Below are 16,979 nucleotides of genomic sequence, written 5' to 3'. Positions count from 1 at the left end.
CGCGCGGCACTTCGAACCCGTTACCCCAACTTTACAAGCCAAACTCTAGCGAAAAGCCATTCAATGGTTCTATGCTCGCTCCTATGACCCAATTCACTATGACGGCGGAGGCACTCCCCGCCATGCCCCTGATCGGAGTCACCGGCCGCGTCGACCGCGGCGGGCCGTCACTACCCAACGTCGTCGGCGACGCGTTGATGGAAATGTTCTTCACCGATTTTCCCTCGAAAATCCGCGCTGCCGGTGGTCAACCGATCCTGCTGAGCATCCACAGTGATCCGCGCCGAATCGTCGAGCATCTCGACGCCCTCGTCCTCAGCGGTGGTTCCGACGTGGACCCCAGGCGATACGGCCGCACCCCCGGACCAAACTCCTCGATGATCGACCCCGCTCGGGACGAATTCGAGTTCGCCCTGGTCGATGCAGCCTGGGAAATCGGACTGCCGATCCTGGGTGTATGTCGAGGACACCAAGTCGTCAACGTCGCCCGCGGGGGCACTCTGATTGCCGACCTTCCGACCGACGCCGGTGAGGCACACAGCTTCTTCGGTTATCCGCGTTCGTACCGACCGCAACAGGTCGCTCTGGAATCCGGTTCCGTCCCACACAGTCTGTTCGGCAACAGCATTCACGTGAACAGCCTTCACCACCAAGCCGTGGACACCCCGGGGAGCGGGCTTCGGATCGTCGGACGCGCGCTCGACGGCGTCGCCGAAGCCATCCAGGCCGCCGATCGCCCCGTGGTGGGCGTGCAGTGGCACCCCGAATTCTTCGTCGAAATCGACCCGCTCTTCTCGTGGCTCGTCGACGCTGCAACCTCCCGTCGGACCGATTCTTCTCACCAGACCGATCATCACAGAATGGAAGACAACAATGTCACGTACGCATGAGAACAAGGTCGCCCTCATCACCGGTGCAGGTTCCGGAATCGGCCGCGGCATCGCGCTGCGTCTCGCCTCCGACGGTGCCCGCGTTGCGGTCGTGGACCTTCACATCGAAAGTGCAAAGGAGACCGTCGCACTGATCGAATCACAGTACGGCACACCTGCGCTCGCCCTCGAAGCCGATGTGCGCGACCGCGCCGCAGTGAGCGCCGCCTTCGAAGCGACCGTCGCCGAATGGGGACGCTTCGACTACCTCGTCAACAACGCCGGTCTGATCACGATGAGTTCTCTCGAGAACCTCACCGACGAAGAGTGGGACCTCGTCCTCGACGTCAATCTCAAGGGCATGTTCATCGTCACGCAGATCGCCACCCCGTACTTCCGCGACGGCAACAGCGGCGCTGTGGTGAACTTGTCGACGGTGGAAGCGGACGTGGTTGTGTCCTCCCAGGGCTTCGCCCAGGTCCACTACAACGCGTCGAAGGGTGGAGTGAAGATGCTGACGAAGGCTCTGGCCGTCGAACTCTCGCGGTACAACGTACGAGTCAACGCGATCGCCCCCGGGCCGGTCCCCACCGCCTTCCTGCCTGGCATCGACGTCTCCTCCGGCGAAGTTCTCGACTTCATGAAGTCCAGGCTCCTGGTGCCGCGCGTCGGCCGCCCCGAGGACATGGGTGCTGCAGTCTCCTTCCTGCTCTCCGACGACGCCTCCTACATCAGTGGAGTCCAGCTGCCCGTCGACGGCGGATGGCTTGCCCGATGAAAGGCCGGCTCACCACGGCCGAGCTCGCCGAGTCCGACATCGACACCGTCCTCATCGCCGGTATCGACCTCTACGGACGGTTGATCGGCAAACGAGTCCCGACGCGAATTTTCCTCGCGAACATCGACGAGGGCCTGCATGTGTGCACCTGTGTGTATGCCTGGGATGCCAGCCAACGCATGGACAAACTCGTTGTCGACTACGCCGGCGGACACACCGGCTGGCATGACTTCCGCCTGCAACCTGACCTGGGAACACTGCGACGCGCGTCGTGGCTCGAGTCCACTGCCATCGTCATCGCGGACTCGGTCGACGAACATACCGGCGAGATGGTCCCGATCGCACCGCGCACGATCCTGCGCAAACAGATCGACAAGCTCGAAGCTGACGGCCACACCGTCTACGCGGCAACGGAACTCGAGTTCCACCTTTACCGAGGTACCCCCGACGCATTGCGGCGCAGCGGCTATCGGGATCTCGAACCCACCACCCTGGTGCCCTCGGATTACACCATCACCGCCGGCAACGCGATGGAACCTTTCTTCCGCAAGGTACGAACCGCGTTGGAGGAGAGCGCGATTCCCGTGGAGGTCTCTCAGGTCGAATACGGCCTGGGCCAGTGGGAGATCAACCTCGAATACGGAACCGCCCTCGAGATGGCCGACCGCCATGTGCTATTCAAGCAGGTCGTCCACGACGTCGCTGCGGCAGAAGGGCTCACCGCTACCTTCATGGCACGTCCGAGCACCGACGGCATGGGCTCGTCGTGTCATATTCACGCGTCCATGCGGAGCGACGACACCTTCCCATTCCACGACGAAAGCGCAGAAAACACCGCGAGCGCCGAACTGCTGCACGCCGTCGGCGGAGTTCTCGAGCACTGCCCGGAACTCATGCTGTTCTACACGCCGACCATCAACTCGATGCGCCGGACCAGAGCCAGCCACGATTTCTCGGGGAACGGCTTGACCTGGGGTTTCGACAACAGGACTACCACCTGCCGACTCATCACCGGAGCGCCGTCCGCCAATCGTCTCGAAATGAGACTGCCAGGGGCGGACGCAAATCCGTATCTCGCACTCGCCGCCGTTCTGGCGTCGATGAACGACGGTCTGACACGAAAGCTCGATCCCGGCGCACCGGTACGACGCGACGGGTACAGCGACACAGACACACTCAAGAAGGTGAAGCAACAACCGCTGCCCGGCACACTGGACGAAGCGGCGCGTGCGCTCGAGGCCAGTGAGTTCGCACTCGCGGCGTTCGGCGCCGAGGTCGTATCGCACTATGCGGCGGTCGCCAAGGACGAATGGGATTCCTTCATGTCCGCGGTCACCGACTGGGAACGCGAACGCTACCTCGACAACATCTGACCTACAAACGATTTCGCCACGAAGGACAGTCATGACCACTTCATGCTCACTCGTGCCCCAGAACAACACGATCGACGGAAACGTCGAAACACCGGCTATCGAACTCGGCGAATTTCTCACCGATCCCGACACCGGAGAGAAACTGCAAGCCCAACTCTCGTCCTCCACCGAACAGGTGGAGAGGGCGATCACCGCCGCGACAGAACTTCACCGATCGGGTGTCTGGACCCGTCGATCGATCGCCGACCGGGTGCGCCTACTCGAGAGAACGGGTGAACTTGTCGAAGAACGGACTGCGGCGATCGCTCGTGAGGACTCCAAGAACAACGGCCTTCCGCTTTCGATCAGCACACTTTTCGCCGGCGGACTTCCCGATCTGTTCCGCAGTGCTGCAACGCATCTGAAGAACTCCTCCGGGTTCGAGCAGCTGGCGTCAGGTGCACAATTACATCGGCTGGCGTGGGGCCCGACCGCTGTGATCGCACCGTGGAACGCACCGAGCTTCATCACCGCCAAGAAGACCGCATTCGCTTTGGCCGCAGGTGCTCCGGTCATCGCCAAGCCCTCCAACTGGGCACCGTCGGGTCCCAACGTGCTTGCCGAGGCGATCTCACGTGCCATCGCCGAAGTCGACGCGCCGAAAGCTCTGTTTCAACTCGTTCACGGAGGCGGGGACGTCGGGCATCTACTGGCCTCCGATCGACGAATCCGAGCACTGGCGTTCACCGGCGGCCGAGCGGCCGGTAGTTCCATCGCCGCTGCAGCTTCTACCGATTTCAAGGCTCTTCAACTCGAACTCGGCAGCAACAACCCCGTGATCATCCGCGCCGACGCCGACATCGATCTGACTGCCACCGCACTCGTCGACGGGTTCACCAAACTCAACGGGCAATGGTGTGAGAGTCCGGGAAGCGTCTTCGTGCCGCCGCACCTTCACGACCGGCTTGTCGACGCAATACTCGACCGCACGGCCGAAATCGCACTCGGCCGAACCGATGACGCCAACACCACGATGGGTCCGCAGGCGAACGAGCCTCAACTCCAACGGATGCGGGATACCGTCGAGTTCCTCCGTGGCGTGGGCGGCACGGCCGTCTCGAGCACCCCCGTGCCTGACGATTCCGGATGGTTCTTCCCTCCGACTGTGGTGCACGGGATCTCGTCGGAGCACACCAAGACGGAGACCTTCGGGCCGATCCTGACCGTGCACCGAGCATCTACCGACGAGCAGGCGCTGCTCGAGGCCAACGCTCTCGATACCGGCCTGGCCGGATACGTGTTCGGCGCCGACGTCGACGCCGCTCGTGAACTTGCGGCCCGAATCGAGTGCGGTGAGAACAAGGTCAACAGCACCAGCCTCCTGGACCTCGACGACCACTCGACCCAGAGTTTCTGGGGCGGAAGCGGTATCGGCGCACACGGCGACGCAGAGCTTCTCGACTTCTTCCGGGGATCGCGAATCGTCGGTGTCGATGCGCCCGGACTGCCTCTCTAAGCCGAAAGAGGTCGTGGGAATGGGTGAAACGACACGGGTTGGCACCATGGTCGTCGAATGCCATGACACCGCAGCAGTTCTCGCCCGCATTTCTTCGCTGGGGTGGAAGCTTGGCGTAGAGGTCGTCAGTCTGTCCACGTGGATGTCCGTGACATCGCCGGGAGTCAGCGGTATGTCAATTGCGTACCGTTGCCCGACAACGATTTCGGACGCCATGCTGATCAAGCGTCTCAACAAGATCGTCGGGATAGTCCGCATCAAGACGGACCACGGCCCGTTTGTTCCGGTGACCCCACAGGTCGGCCTACACGTCACCGCGACTTTCCAACGCGTCGATCCAGTCGCGCTGGTCGCCTACCGGCACGGCGCAACCGTGTGCAGTCAGGCGAACAACGTTCTGTCGGTTCAACTCACCACTACCCGATCGAACGCGGACACATTCGTCTCTGATCTTGCGCAGGTTGCAGAGCGTCCACTGCGGGGTGAGATCTCGCTGCAGAAGATTCATCTTGCATGACGTCGACGTGCCACGACGGAGATGTGCGGCTACGGGCGTTGGCCAGTAGCCGCACATCATCGTGCGATCAGTGAGCCGGGAGAAGGGACGTCTCCTGCGCCGCGCCGTCCTCAGCGCCGATCTGGACAATGTTTCGCGGCAGGAACACGGCTGCGATCGCACCGAGAACTGCTGCAGCAGCACCAATCAGGAACGCGATGCGCATGCCCTCGTCGGTGTAGAACACAGCGCCCTCCATCGCCATCGCGATGTGCGAGTTCAAGACTGTGAAAGCGATGACGGGAAGCACTGCGGGGAAGATGCTCTGGAAGACCGCAACCATGCTCGCCGTGGTTGCCTGCAACTGCGGCGGCACTGCCTCGATGAGCAGGTTCGGGATGGAGGCGTAGCCCATACCCATTCCGACACCGAAGATTCCGGCAAAGATGATGAGCAGCGGCTTGTTGTCGTGAATGGTGGCCGTCAAGGTGAATCCGACTGCCATGAGGATCATTCCGATGATCATCAGCAGACGCGGTCGGATGTTGCGGCCCACGAGGAAACCAACGATCAAACCGCCGACCACCACCATGCCGCCAAGGGGCGCCTGGAAGATCGCGAAGCCCTCTGCCGTGACGCCGAATCCGTATCCCAGGCCGAGAACTGCTGGCGTCATCACCATCATCGGCAGCAAAATCGTGAAGACTCCCGACGCGCCGTAGCAGAACCCGGCACCGACGGCGGTGAGCATCACCGAACGCTTGCCGAAGTAGCGCAGGTCGATCAGGGGCTCACGGATGGCTCGGGCAGAGGCAACCCAAGCCGCCAGCAGTGCCACGCCACCGATCAGGTAGGCCAGCGTCGAACCGTTCTTCCAGCCCCAGGTCGGTCCGAAGCTGACGCCGATCAGAATTCCGGCGATGCCCGATCCGAGTAGTACCGCACCGATCAGGTCCAGCGAAGAACGCAGTCGTACAGCTGATTCCGCCGTCGAAGCGAAGATCATGCCGCCGAGCAAAACCAAACCGATGACGAAGAACCAGAAGATGCTCCGGAACCCGTGGTTGTCGATCAACCAACCGGTGAGGAACGGCGCCGGAATAGCGATCAGGCCCATGCCGGAGGTTGCAATACTGACAGCCAGCGCAACGGTTTTCGGCGGAAAGACATCTCGAATGAGGGAGTAGCTCAGGAAGAGGCAGGGAACGAGCAGACCAGTCAGGGACCGGCCCAGAATCAGGATCGCGTAGCTCGGCGCTATCGCCGAAATGAAGGATCCGACCGCTGCGCCGGCGACCGCAAAGAGCAGGACTTTTCGTTTGCCGTACATGTCCGCGAGCTTGCCGAGCAGCGGAGACGCGACCGCTCCCAGCAGCAGGAACGACGTGAGCAGCCAAGCTCCCTGCGTCGTTTGATAATGCACCGAGATGGCGGGCAGCGCAGTGGAAATCATCATGTAGCTCACCGCGAGCATTTCGAGAAGAAGAACGATCGACGCCAGCGAGAACACCAGTCGCGGAGTCCACCGCTCCGGTATCGACGTCGATTCGGGCAGACTGGGAGACGAACCGTCGCTGTGGACATGAGACGCCATGGCTGAAGAATCCTTTCGGGACACCTGCGAATTCGATTGACCCCCTGCCGAATACCGTCGGCCGGGGCCTTGCGGGGAAGTGCAGTGGAACGACAGCTACCACTCTCGGCAACGTGTTACCTGCATCACAGCCCTCGCGTCGAACGCGCGCTACAGAATGTTCCGCGGAGCGGGACAATCAGGACAACGACTGATTGGCACCCCGGATACAGCCCCAGATACGACTGTGCGCCGTTTCGGTAGCGGTAACTACCAAAACGGCGCACAGGGGCCGAAGGCCCTACAGAACTATGTTGACCATCTTGCCCGGCACAACGATCACCTTGCGGGGTGCGTTGCCCTCGAGCAGAGCGACGATCTTCTCGTCGGCCAGGGCGATCTCCTCGACAGCCTTGCGATCGGCATCCGCCGGCACGCTGATGCGGCTACGAACCTTGCCGTTGACCTGGATCGGGTACTCGACGGTATCCTCGACGAGCCACTTCTCCTCGACAGCGGGGAAGGGTCCGTGCGCAAGGGATTCCGTGTGCCCCAGACGCGACCACAGCTCTTCCGCGAGGTGCGGCGCCAGGGGAGCGAGCATCAGCACCAACGGCTCGACAGCAGCACGCGGCGCACCGCCCGGGAACGCCTTGGTGAGATGGTTGTTGTACTCGATCAGCTTCGCGGCGGCCGTGTTGTCGCGCAGCGCCGTGTAATCCTCGATGACACCGGAAATCGCCTTGTTGAGCGCACGCAGAGTCTCTTCACCAGGAGCTTCGTCGGTGACACGGGGCTTGCCGGTCTCCTCGTCGATGACGACGCGCCACACTCGCTGCAGGAATCGCGCAGCACCGACGACGTCCTTGGTAGCCCACGGACGCGAGGTGTCCAGCGGACCCATCGACATCTCGTACACACGCAGAGTGTCTGCACCGAACTCGGCGCAGATCTCGTCCGGCGCAACGGCATTCTTCAGGCTCTTGCCCATCTTGCCGTACTCGCGGTTGACCTCGGCGCCTTCGTAGAAGAACTTGCCGTCACGCTCGACGACCTCTTCCGCCGGCACGTAGACGCCGCGGGCATCGGTGTACGCGAATGCCTGGATGTAGCCCTGGTTGTACAGGCGGCGGTACGGCTCGCTCGAGGACACGTAGCCCAGGTCGAACAGAACCTTGTGCCAGAAGCGCGAGTACAGCAGGTGCAGCACTGCGTGCTCGACGCCGCCGACGTACAGGTCGACTCCACCGGGATCGTTGGGGCCGTGCAGTTCCGGACGCGGACCCGTCCAGTACGCCTCGTTCTGCGGGTCGCAGAAGGCGTCCTGGTTAGTGGGGTCGATGTAGCGCAGCTGGTACCACGAGCTGCCTGCCCACTGCGGCATGACGTTGGTATCGCGATGGTAGGTCTGCAGACCGTCACCGAGATCGAGCTCGACGTTGACCCAGTCGGTCGCCTTGTTCAGCGGGGGAGAGGGCTCGGAGTTGGCGTCGTCCGGATCGAAGGACACGGGTGCGTAGTCCTCGACCTCCGGAAGCACCACGGGCAGAGCCGAATCCGGCAGAGCGTGTGCGTTGCCGTCCGCGTCGTAGACGATCGGGAAAGGCTCACCCCAGTAACGCTGACGCGCAAAAAGCCAGTCGCGCAGCTTGTACTGGATAGTGCCCTTGCCCTGGCCGCTCTCCTCGAGGCGACTGATGACGGTCGCCTTGGCCTCGGCAACGTCCAGCCCGTCGAGGTAGTCGGAGTTCACCAGCGGGCCGTCACCGGAGTACGCAGCCTCCGAAACATTGCCACCGACAATAACTTCGAGAATATCCAGACCGAACGCGTTCGCGAACTCCCAGTCACGGTGATCGTGTCCCGGAACTGCCATGATCGCACCGGTGCCGTAACCCGTCAGAACGTAGTCGGCGATGAAGATCGGAACCTTGTGTCCGTTGACCGGATTGACGGCGTAGGAACCGAGGAAGACGCCCGTCTTCTCCTTGTTTTCCTGGCGCTCCAGGTCGGTCTTGGCGGCAATCGACTTACGGTATGCAGCAACAGCTTCCGCCGGAGTCGTGGCACCGCCAGTCCAGCGCGCGTCGACACCTTCGGGCCACTCGTCCGCGACGAGCTTGTCCACCAAGTCGTGCTCAGGAGCCAGCGTCACGTAGGTGGCGCCGAACAGCGTGTCCGGACGGGTAGTGAACACATCGACGCCGTACTCGCCTGCAGCAAAGGTAACTTCGGCACCGTACGAGCGTCCGATCCAGTTGCGTTGCATGGCCTTGACCTTGTCCGGCCAATCCAGGTACTCGAGGTCGTCGACCAGGCGATCGGAGTACGCGGTGATGCGCATCATCCACTGCTGGAGATGCTTACGGAAGACTGGGAAGTTTCCGCGGTCACTACGACCGTCGGCGGTGACTTCCTCGTTGGCCAGGACGGTACCCAAACCGGGGCACCAGTTGACCATCGAATCCGACTGGTAGACAAGGCGGTACGAGTCCAGAACCTTGGCCTTCGCGGCCACGTCCAACGAAGCCCACTCGCGTCCGTCTTCCAGAGCGCGCTCACCGGAATCGAACTCGGCTTCCAACTCGGAGATACGACGCGCCTTGCCGGCTTCCTTGTCGTACCAGGCGCCATGGATCTGCAGGAAGATCCACTGCGTCCAGTGGTAGAAGTCGACATCCGTCGTCGCGAGACTACGACGCTCGTCGTGGCCCAGACCCAGGCGTCGCAGCTGGCGCTTCATGTTGGCGATGTTGGACTCGGTGGTGGTCCGTGGGTGGGTACCCGTCTGCACGGCGTACTGCTCGGCCGGGAGACCGAAGGCGTCGTAACCGAGGGTGTGCAGGACATTGCGGCCCTGCATGCGATGGAAGCGCGCGAAGACGTCCGTAGCGATGTATCCGAGCGGGTGACCGACATGCAGGCCCGAACCCGAGGGGTACGGGAACATGTCCTGCACGAAGAGCTTGTCGGCGGGAACACCGTCGGGCGAGGAGAGCGGACCGACCGGATTGGGCGCGTTGAACGTGCCTTCCTCACTCCAGCGGTCCTGCCAGTGCTGCTCGATCTGGCCGGCGAGCTCCGCGGTGTAGCGGTGCTGCGGAGTTGCGTCGGCTGGTGAATCGGGGGACTGCGGAGACTCGGTCACTGTGGTCGCTATCTACTTGGCTGACGGAAATACCGATAACCAGGGTAGAGCCTGTGCGACCCGGGCATACCATCAACTCCACTCGCGCCTATCCTGTATGGGTGATCGTTGTCGCTGTGGTGCTATTCGTGCTCGCTGTCGCCGTCGGTGGAGTTGCTGTCGCCGGACTGATCGGCAAACTCCCGCGCAACCGCTGGGCCGGTGTCCGCACCGAGGATTCCCTGCGGAGCGAGGAGTCGTTCGCTCTCGCCAACAAAGTGGCCGGTCCGACCATGCTCGCGGCCGCCGGAATGTTGGTCATCGGCGGAGTCGCAGCACTGACCATCGGCGGAGTCTTCGGCGTCGCAGTCGCGATCATCGCCGTCGTCGTCGCCGTCCTCACTGCCGGTTTCGGTGGAGGCATCGGCGCGCGCGCAGCCGCCGCACTCCCGCAGCAGAGCGGATGCGGTAACGACTGCAACTGCGGCGGACACTCCGAGCCTGTCGCCGAACCGGTGGCGGAGACCCCCGAGGCCAAGGCGAACGCTGCCGCTTGCGGTACCGCTTCCTGCGGTGCCTGCGCGCTCAAGGATGCTTGCCAGCCGGCTCATTGATTCACGTGAAACATCGCGTGATCGACCCGGCCGGGGTCGTATTCGGGCTAGTGGTTCCGCTGCTGTGTGCGGTCTTCGGCTTCGTCCTGACAAAAATTTGGGAGCCCCGCCTCCCGGAACAGATCGCGACTCACTGGACCACCACCTCGCCGGACGGATTCTCCACCCCGTCGGCCAACGCCTGGACCATTGCACTTCTGACGCTGCTCTTCGGTGGCGGCCTGAGTGCGATTGCTGCTCTTGCTCCCGCGATGCTGATGATGCGCCGATTCATGTTGGTTGTCGGGCTGAGCGTGGTCGGGCTCATCACGACAGTGAACTTCGCTTTGCTCTACACCCAACTCGATGTCACCGATCCATCCACGACGTCACTCCCGCTGTGGTCTATCGGTGTCGGCTTTGCAGTCGGCGGGGTGCTGGGGTGGATCGGCGCCTCGTTCCTGCGTGACTACCGCGTCCGCACTCTTGCCACGATCGAACCCTCGGCCGGGTTGCCGCGAAGCCGCTGCGCTCTCCCCATCTCCGACGACGTCGGATTCAGCACCAAGGGGTCGGTGATCCTCACTGCGATCACTCTGTCGCCCGGAGTCGTCATGGCGTTGGCGACGCGGTCACTCTGGCCGCTGTTCATCTTCGGAGCACTCGGACTGCTCGTCGTCAGCCTGGTTCGCTTCCGGGTGATCGTCGACGAACGGGAAATTCGGGTCATCAACATGGGGATGGCTGCGATGACCTACGGCATCGACGAAGTTGTCGGAGCCGACGTCGCGGAGATCAAACCGTTCGCGGACTTCGGCGGCTGGGGACTCAAGACCAAGGGTCGTCGTAACTACGGCGTCGTCACCCGCACCGGGCCCGCGGTGGTCGTCACGTTCGCCGGTGGCGACCGCCTCACGATCACGACACCGAAGGCCGAAGACATCGCCGGGTCCCTCAACCGATTGGCCGACGCCCGGACTCGGTAACCGCCGAACCTGAACCGATCGCTTCCTGAGTCTTCTCGAGATACCCGCATGCCGCCGCCCTGGCTTTGGTGACATCGCGTTCGGCAATGGCTTCGGCAACTCCCTGATGATGCGAGGACGTCAGCGACGGCGGATGAACGCCTTCGGTCACCTCGTAGGTGGCGCGGACCGTTTCGAGAATTCCGGCAAACAGATCGGTCAGAACTGGATTGTGAGCGGCATCGACGACGGCAATGTGAAACGCAAGATCGACGTCGACGAAGTTCTCGGCCGGCACGTCACGCTTGGCGGCCAGCTCACGAAGTAACCGAACGTCGTCGTCGCTACGACGCTCACACGCCAACCGGACCGCTTCCATCTCGAGCGCACGACGCACTTCGAAGACGTATTTCATCTCGTCGACCGACGCGTGTTTGCCGAGCAGTCCGCCGATGTCGGTCCGTGCCCGAACGAAGGTCCCTGATCCGCGACGGATCTCGAGGACTCCCGTCGACGTCAGTGTCTTGATCGCTTCGCGCACGGTGTTCCGGCCGACGCCGAGAACACTCATCAGTTCCGGCTCGGTGGGAACACGGTTCCCGACGGTCCAGGCGCCGTCGGAGATCTGCGCGCGCATCCAATCGAGGGATTGCTCGTACGCGGACTCCTTGCGAACAACGGTCATCTACTCATCCTCACAGCATTCGCGACGATCATTCCACTCACCTACGATACGTAGGACGACCCATGTATTTTCGAACTCTGTCATCAGGAGGGGCTTCCCACGTCCGCCACAGCTGTCGCCACCGAAGTACGCACACGCCGCACCAATCGACACTTCTACGGCGTGGGCTACGTCCTCACCGTGATCCTTCTGGGCGCGAACATGCCCACCTCCGTCTACGGGCTGTACCGGACCGAGTTCGGATTCACGCCCACCATCCAGACGCTCATCTACGGCGTCTACGTCGCCGGCCTCGTTCCGGCATTGCTGTTCTTCGGACCGCTGTCCGACGCCCTCGGCCGGCGCACCGTGCTCATTACTGCACTCGCTCTGAGCGTCGTCGGCACGCTCGTTCTGGCATTTGCCGACGCGACGGTGTGGTTGTTCGTAGGCCGTGTCGCTCAGGGAATCGCGGTGGGCGCGGCCAGTGCCGCAGGCAGTGCTGCGCTGGTGGAGCAGGAACCGAAATTCGATCACCGACGGGCAGCGCTCGTCTCGACGGTGACGGGCGCTTTGGGCGGTGCACTCGGACCACTCGTGTCCGGTGCGATCGCCCAGTATCTTCCGCAACCTCTGCGATTGCCGTATCTGATCTTCCTCGTCGCGTTCATCCCGGCACTGATCGTGTTGCTGCTACTGCCGCAGATCGGGAACATCACACGCCCGAAGCGGTTCTTCCAGATGCCACATGTTCCCGCCGCCATCCGAGAGACATTCTGGCTGAGCTCGCTCGCCGTCGCGCTGTCGTGGGGCGCAGTCGGGCTCTTCCAGTCGGTGGTCCCGTCATGGATGACCAGCCTGCTGAACATCGACAACCTTCTGCTCGGCGGCGGGGCAGCCGCACTGGTGATGATCTGCTCGGTGGTCGCGCAACTCGGCGGAAGCCGCATGGACCCGCGCACGTCCGTCACCGTCGGTCTGGGAATCCTCGCTCTGGGAATGATCGGCCTCCTCGTGGTCGACCTCGTCCCGAGCCTGGCACTGCTTGGCGTCATCACCGTCGTGGTCGGCGCCGGGCACGGTCTGGCGTTTGCCGGCGGCATGAAGCGCGTCAACGCCGCCGCCCGGACCCACGCCCGCGAGAGCCACGGCGGAGTTCTGGCCGCGTTCTTCACCGTCAGCTACGCGGGACTGGCGATCCCGTCGATCATCGCGGGTATCGCCATCACGATCCAGGGAATGCAGACGGCCATCATCGAGCTGTCGATCATCGGGACGCTGCTGTGCCTGGCGGTGATGGGCTTCAACCTTCGTGGGGCTCGAGAGCCCGCTGAAGCTCGCCGTTATCCTTAGCCAGGTGAAGTTTCTCAGTAGGTTCTACATCGACGGGTTCATCCTCGGCATCATCATCGCCGGCGTGCTCGGAAGTGTGTTCCCGGTATCGGGTACCGCGGAGAGCATTCTGAACTGGGCCACCAAGATCGCCATCGGCTTCTTGTTCCTGCTCTACGGCGCGCGACTCTCGCCGCAGGAAGCCTGGAAGGGCGTCAAGCACTGGCGACTGCACACCGTCGTCCTCGCCGCGACGTTCGTGCTGTTCCCACTGATCGGCCTAGCACTGCGATTCCTGTCGCCGACGCTGATCAGCGACGAGCTCTACACCGGCATCCTCTACATGTGCCTGGTTCCGTCGACGGTTCAGTCTTCGATCGCGTTCACCTCGATCGCCAAGGGGAATGTCGCGGGCGCGATCGTCAGTGCGTCGTTCTCCAACCTGATCGGCGTCTTCGTCACACCGCTGCTGGTGGTTCTGCTGATGAACACCACCGGCCAGGCGACGGTCGACTTCTCGTCGATCCTCGACATCGTCGTGCAGTTGCTGATCCCGTTCATCGTCGGTCAGCTGATCCGCCCGCTGGTGATCGGATGGCTGCAGAAGTACGCCGAACCCACCAAGTACGTCGATCGCGGATCGATCCTCCTCGTTGTCTTCGCCGCCTTCAGCGAAAGCATGAAAGAGGGGATCTGGAGCACCATCACGATCTGGCAGATCGTGATCCTCACAATCGTGTGCTGCCTGATTCTCGCGCTGGTTCTCGGCGTGACCACTCTCGCGGGGCGCAAGCTCGGGTTCGATCTTCCCGATCAGATCGTCATCATCTTCTGCGGGTCGAAGAAATCCTTGGCAACGGGCCTACCGATGGCGGCTGTACTGTTCGCGGGCCAGCCCGTCGGCCTGATCGTGTTGCCGCTGATGATCTTCCATCAGATCCAACTGATCGTCTGTGCTGCGATGGCGCAACGCTTCGCGAATCGGGATCCGGTGAGCGTCAGCTAGCGAGCAACTCGCCTCGGGTCGCGTCGACGCAGCCACAACCGCCCTGCAGTTCAGCACAATCGATGGACAACGCATGGCGACTCGATGCCAGGTCGACGCAGTTCACGCCGGTGCATTCGAGCGATCCGTCGGCATGTCGCAGCAAGGAATCGTGGCAGTGATCGACATCCGAAACACAATCCGCGCACTGGATCTGACGCTCAGCGAGCATTACTGCCACCTCTCTCGAAAACGATGACACAGGAATATCATCGACCTCCGACAAGTCAGTTTCGTTCCACCTCGATGGGGTGGCTGGCCAGCATCGCCACGGGTAGCGGCTGGCGTCGTAGCACCCGTGCCCAGACATCGACTCGGGGCGGCGTCAGCACATCCGACGGCAGCGAGCTGATCACCATCCAGTCTTCACGCTCGAGCTCCGAATCCAGCTGGCCCAGAGTCCAACCCGAGTACCCGGCAAAAATTCGGATCCCTTCGACCAGAGGAGCAATGACCTCCGGGTCCGAGTCCAGATCCACCATGACTACCTTGCCGTCCACCCGCCGCAGGCCGGCGACGCCGTCGATCCGCGCACCGTTGCGAGCGATGCCCAGGCAAAGCGCCGAGTCACGCTTGACTGGTCCACCGATGTACAGGGCCGAAGGATGCGCGGTCAGCGGTGACCACTGCGGCAACACGTTCTGCACGGCCGTCTCACTCGGCCGATTGACGACGACGCCCAGGCTCCCGGCGTCGTTGTGCTCGATCATGTAGATGACGGTGCGGCGAAATGCGGGTTCCGTGAGATCGGTCGACGACACCAACAAACTGCCCGGACGAACCTCCGGTTCTATCCAGGCCATTCGATCCTCGGGTTCTTCTGCGTGCGCCACAAGGACATCATCTCACCGACAACTGCGTGCGGAGGAACGAGACACAAGCGTGTTCAGGTCAGACCCGCCACATCGGCAAGTAGTGCCAAATGCCGCTCGAAAATCTCGCTCGCGTCGGTGAACGTATCGCTTCCGTACTGGCCGAACACCTCGAAGTTCACCGAACCGAACAGCGATACCCAGACGAGAGTTGCGCGCACCGCGGCATCCGGCGGCAGGTCGGTACCCAGTTCAATCCGCACTCCCTCGAGGTCCGCTGCCAACGTGTCACTCAGGCCCGGACCCTCTCGCACCGTCAGTGAACCCGCGCGATGGGCGGCGTCGATGATCCCGATCAGCCGGGTCACGACGAGGGTGCCGGGGCCGGTGGTCTGCTCGCCCGGAGCGTCGTAGCCGGGGACGGGGCTGCCGAACAACAGACCGTAGCGGGCCGGCTCCCGGATCGCCCAGCTCCGAACGGCGCGCCCTAGAGCAATGAACTGTCCGCGAAAATCCTCTGCTGCAACGGCATTCACGGCTGCGTCCACTTCCGCGCCCAGTTCCGTGTACCCGTCGACCACCAGCAAGGTCAGCAGTTCGTCCCGACTGGCGACATAGCGGTATACCGCTGAGGACACGACTCCCAGGTCACGCGCGACGGCCCGCAGAGACAAGGCTGCAGCGCCGACGGCAGCGAGATGCTCGCGTCCGATACGGGTGATGTCCTGCAGCGTCTGTTCGCGTGCCCGTTCGCGGGGAGTTCCAACCATGGGTCCATCTTGCCCCATTCCCGAGAGCAGTATCAACAAAAGAGAGCACTGCTCTTGACAGCGCTCGGGTGCAGGTGCATTCTTGAAAACGAGAGCAGTGCTCTCAGTTCACTCGAAACAAGAAGGAGCACACCATGTCGAACCTCGAAATCGTCACCGGAGCAGGACCCGTCGGATCCGCCGTCGCGCTACAGCTCGCCGAGCAGGGAATCAACGTCCGCATCCTGACCAGGTCCGGCAGCGGGCCCGAGCACCCGCTGATCGACCGCCGACGCGTCGACGTCTCGGATGCCGAGGCCCTGCGCTCGGTCAGCGAGGGCGCCACGGCCATCTACCACTGCATCCACGCCGCCTACAACGCAGCCGATTGGGAGCGGGAACTCCCGGCGGCCGAGGAGGTTGTGCTCGACGCGGCCGCATCCATCGGTGCCGTCGTGGTCTTCCCCGAAAGCCTCTACGCCTACAACTCCGACGCCCTGATGACCGAATCCGATCCACGTAACGCCACCGGCGGCAAGCGCGGAGTGCGCACCGCGCTGCTGCGTGCTCGCGAGGCCTCGGCAACACCCACAGTCAGCGTCGTGGCCTCGGACTTCTTCGGTCCCCGCGTCCGCACCGCCCACGCGGGCGAGCGCATGGTTCCGAAAGTCATGGCAGGTAAGAAGATTCGTGTCATCGGTTCCGCAGATCAGCCGCACTCCTTCACCTACATCCCCGATCTCGCAGCAGCGATGATCGCGGCGGCACACAACCCCGAACTTTGGAACTCCGTCCTCCACGCACCCACCGGCCCCGCGCTCACTCAGCGCAAGATCGCCGAGGCCTTCGCCCGCGCCGCCGGGGCATCCCCCGCCAAGGTGGGTGTACTCCCCGCCTGGGTGCTCGACGCCGTCGGCAAGATCAACACCGACAGCCGCGAACTCGCGGAGATGAACTACCAGTTCACCAAGCCGTTCGTCATGGACTCGAGTGCCAGCGAAGTGCTGCTCGGACTCTCGCCGACGCCGCTCGATCAGGCCGCCGAAGCGACCGTCGCGTGGTGGCGCGAGGAACAGTCTCGCGCCGCTGCCGCGTGAAGTGGCTGCAC

16 protein-coding genes are annotated in these 16,979 nt (G+C 62.9%); 11 read left to right on the top strand and 5 right to left on the bottom strand.

The genetic code is table 11. From position 1 onward, the window contains the following. The first annotated feature begins 83 nt into the window (after positions 1 to 83). Genes P3G66_RS24535 through P3G66_RS24515 form a run of 5 tightly spaced genes read left to right on the top strand, consistent with a single transcriptional unit; the run spans position 84 to position 5,032 of the window. Positions 84 to 890 carry a gamma-glutamyl-gamma-aminobutyrate hydrolase family protein gene (locus P3G66_RS24535; RefSeq protein ID WP_021332596.1) on the top strand — a complete coding sequence of 269 codons (807 nt, stop codon included), beginning with the start codon at positions 84 to 86 and terminating at the stop codon, positions 888 to 890. Then, on the top strand, positions 874 to 1,647 hold the full coding sequence (locus P3G66_RS24530; protein WP_021332597.1) for an SDR family NAD(P)-dependent oxidoreductase: 774 nt from the start codon (positions 874 to 876) through the stop codon (positions 1,645 to 1,647). The genes P3G66_RS24535 and P3G66_RS24530 overlap by 17 nt, the downstream gene beginning before the upstream one ends. Next, positions 1,644 to 3,020 (top strand): glutamine synthetase family protein, encoded by a 1,377-nt coding sequence (locus tag P3G66_RS24525; protein ID WP_276117227.1) that lies wholly within the window; start codon positions 1,644 to 1,646, stop codon positions 3,018 to 3,020. The genes P3G66_RS24530 and P3G66_RS24525 overlap by 4 nt, the downstream gene beginning before the upstream one ends. Before the next feature lie 31 nt (positions 3,021 to 3,051). After that, positions 3,052 to 4,515, top strand: coding sequence for an aldehyde dehydrogenase family protein (locus P3G66_RS24520; protein WP_276117226.1), 1,464 nt, complete (start codon positions 3,052 to 3,054; stop codon positions 4,513 to 4,515). 19 nt (positions 4,516 to 4,534) lie between these two features. After that, entirely contained in the window at positions 4,535 to 5,032 is a 498-nt protein-coding gene (locus tag P3G66_RS24515) for a hypothetical protein (protein ID WP_021332600.1), read from the top strand. A gap of 67 nt (positions 5,033 to 5,099) precedes the next feature. Here P3G66_RS24515 and P3G66_RS24510 read toward each other — a convergent pair whose 3' ends face one another. Both P3G66_RS24510 and leuS read right to left on the bottom strand, forming a co-directional pair. Next, positions 5,100 to 6,605 carry an MFS transporter gene (locus tag P3G66_RS24510; protein ID WP_021332601.1) on the bottom strand — a complete coding sequence of 502 codons (1,506 nt, stop codon included), beginning with the start codon at positions 6,603 to 6,605 and terminating at the stop codon, positions 5,100 to 5,102. Positions 6,606 to 6,885: 280 nt separating this feature from the next. Then, positions 6,886 to 9,732: a leucine--tRNA ligase gene (gene leuS / locus P3G66_RS24505; protein WP_276117225.1), complete on the bottom strand. Its 2,847-nt coding sequence runs from the start codon at positions 9,730 to 9,732 to the stop codon at positions 6,886 to 6,888. A gap of 101 nt (positions 9,733 to 9,833) precedes the next feature. Here leuS and P3G66_RS24500 point away from each other — a divergent pair, with 101 nt between their 5' ends. Both P3G66_RS24500 and P3G66_RS24495 read left to right on the top strand, forming a co-directional pair. Further along, positions 9,834 to 10,325: an SdpI family protein gene (locus tag P3G66_RS24500; protein WP_031330973.1), complete on the top strand. Its 492-nt coding sequence runs from the start codon at positions 9,834 to 9,836 to the stop codon at positions 10,323 to 10,325. A 5-nt stretch (positions 10,326 to 10,330) separates the two neighbouring features. Next, on the top strand, positions 10,331 to 11,290 hold the full coding sequence (locus P3G66_RS24495; RefSeq protein ID WP_276117224.1) for a DUF1648 domain-containing protein: 960 nt from the start codon (positions 10,331 to 10,333) through the stop codon (positions 11,288 to 11,290). On the opposite strand, the gene P3G66_RS24490 is transcribed toward P3G66_RS24495, so the two are convergent. Next, entirely contained in the window at positions 11,259 to 11,954 is a 696-nt protein-coding gene (locus tag P3G66_RS24490; RefSeq protein ID WP_021332604.1) for a FadR/GntR family transcriptional regulator, read from the bottom strand. The genes P3G66_RS24495 and P3G66_RS24490 overlap by 32 nt on opposite strands. 162 nt (positions 11,955 to 12,116) lie before the next feature. Between P3G66_RS24490 and P3G66_RS24485 the strand changes: the two genes are divergently transcribed. The 3 genes from P3G66_RS24485 to P3G66_RS24475 all read left to right on the top strand — a co-directional run bounded on the left by P3G66_RS24485 (position 12,117) and on the right by P3G66_RS24475 (position 14,509). Continuing rightward, positions 12,117 to 13,286, top strand: coding sequence for an MFS transporter (locus P3G66_RS24485; RefSeq protein ID WP_021332605.1), 1,170 nt, complete (start codon positions 12,117 to 12,119; stop codon positions 13,284 to 13,286). A gap of 4 nt (positions 13,287 to 13,290) precedes the next feature. Further along, positions 13,291 to 14,271: a bile acid:sodium symporter family protein gene (locus P3G66_RS24480; RefSeq protein WP_003942582.1), complete on the top strand. Its 981-nt coding sequence runs from the start codon at positions 13,291 to 13,293 to the stop codon at positions 14,269 to 14,271. Between the two features lie 73 nt (positions 14,272 to 14,344). Further along, positions 14,345 to 14,509, top strand: coding sequence for a hypothetical protein (locus P3G66_RS24475; RefSeq protein ID WP_276117223.1), 165 nt, complete (start codon positions 14,345 to 14,347; stop codon positions 14,507 to 14,509). 28 nt (positions 14,510 to 14,537) lie between these two features. Here the strand turns inward: P3G66_RS24475 and P3G66_RS24470 are convergent, their stop codons facing one another. Together P3G66_RS24470 and P3G66_RS24465 are read right to left on the bottom strand one after the other, a co-directional pair. Continuing rightward, a complete protein-coding gene (locus tag P3G66_RS24470; RefSeq protein WP_003942572.1) occupies positions 14,538 to 15,143 on the bottom strand; it encodes a YqgE/AlgH family protein in 606 nt (201 codons plus the stop codon). Positions 15,144 to 15,196: 53 nt separating this feature from the next. Further along, on the bottom strand, positions 15,197 to 15,892 hold the full coding sequence (locus P3G66_RS24465; RefSeq protein ID WP_039973071.1) for a TetR/AcrR family transcriptional regulator: 696 nt from the start codon (positions 15,890 to 15,892) through the stop codon (positions 15,197 to 15,199). Positions 15,893 to 16,026: 134 nt separating this feature from the next. Between P3G66_RS24465 and P3G66_RS24460 the strand changes: the two genes are divergently transcribed. Beyond that, the gene (locus tag P3G66_RS24460; protein WP_276117222.1) at positions 16,027 to 16,968 is read left to right on the top strand and encodes an NAD-dependent epimerase/dehydratase family protein; all 942 of its coding nucleotides are present in this window, start codon (positions 16,027 to 16,029) and stop codon (positions 16,966 to 16,968) included. Positions 16,969 to 16,979: the final 11 nt, after the last annotated feature.

It is taken from the genome of Rhodococcus sp. C3V (assembly GCF_029269915.1).
Lineage (GTDB): Bacteria > Actinomycetota > Actinomycetes > Mycobacteriales > Mycobacteriaceae > Rhodococcus_F > Rhodococcus_F qingshengii.
Note: the sequence above shows the minus strand (reverse complement) of the source record. Positions and strands in the feature narration are given on the sequence as shown.

What these genes read in the sequence shown, in the direction of transcription:
- P3G66_RS24490 (WP_021332604.1), bottom strand. Translation starts at nt 11,954, where the DNA reads ATGACCGTTGTTCGCAAGGAGTCCGCGTACGAGCAATCCCTCGATTGG.
- P3G66_RS24535 (WP_021332596.1), top strand. Translation starts at nt 84, where the DNA reads ATGACCCAATTCACTATGACGGCGGAGGCACTCCCCGCCATGCCCCTG.
- P3G66_RS24465 (WP_039973071.1), bottom strand. Translation starts at nt 15,892, where the DNA reads ATGGTTGGAACTCCCCGCGAACGGGCACGCGAACAGACGCTGCAGGAC.
- P3G66_RS24525 (WP_276117227.1), top strand. Translation starts at nt 1,644, where the DNA reads ATGAAAGGCCGGCTCACCACGGCCGAGCTCGCCGAGTCCGACATCGAC.
- P3G66_RS24530 (WP_021332597.1), top strand. Translation starts at nt 874, where the DNA reads ATGTCACGTACGCATGAGAACAAGGTCGCCCTCATCACCGGTGCAGGT.
- P3G66_RS24520 (WP_276117226.1), top strand. Translation starts at nt 3,052, where the DNA reads ATGACCACTTCATGCTCACTCGTGCCCCAGAACAACACGATCGACGGA.
- P3G66_RS24475 (WP_276117223.1), top strand. Translation starts at nt 14,345, where the DNA reads ATGGCGACTCGATGCCAGGTCGACGCAGTTCACGCCGGTGCATTCGAG.
- P3G66_RS24460 (WP_276117222.1), top strand. Translation starts at nt 16,027, where the DNA reads ATGTCGAACCTCGAAATCGTCACCGGAGCAGGACCCGTCGGATCCGCC.
- P3G66_RS24510 (WP_021332601.1), bottom strand. Translation starts at nt 6,605, where the DNA reads ATGGCGTCTCATGTCCACAGCGACGGTTCGTCTCCCAGTCTGCCCGAA.
- P3G66_RS24515 (WP_021332600.1), top strand. Translation starts at nt 4,535, where the DNA reads ATGGGTGAAACGACACGGGTTGGCACCATGGTCGTCGAATGCCATGAC.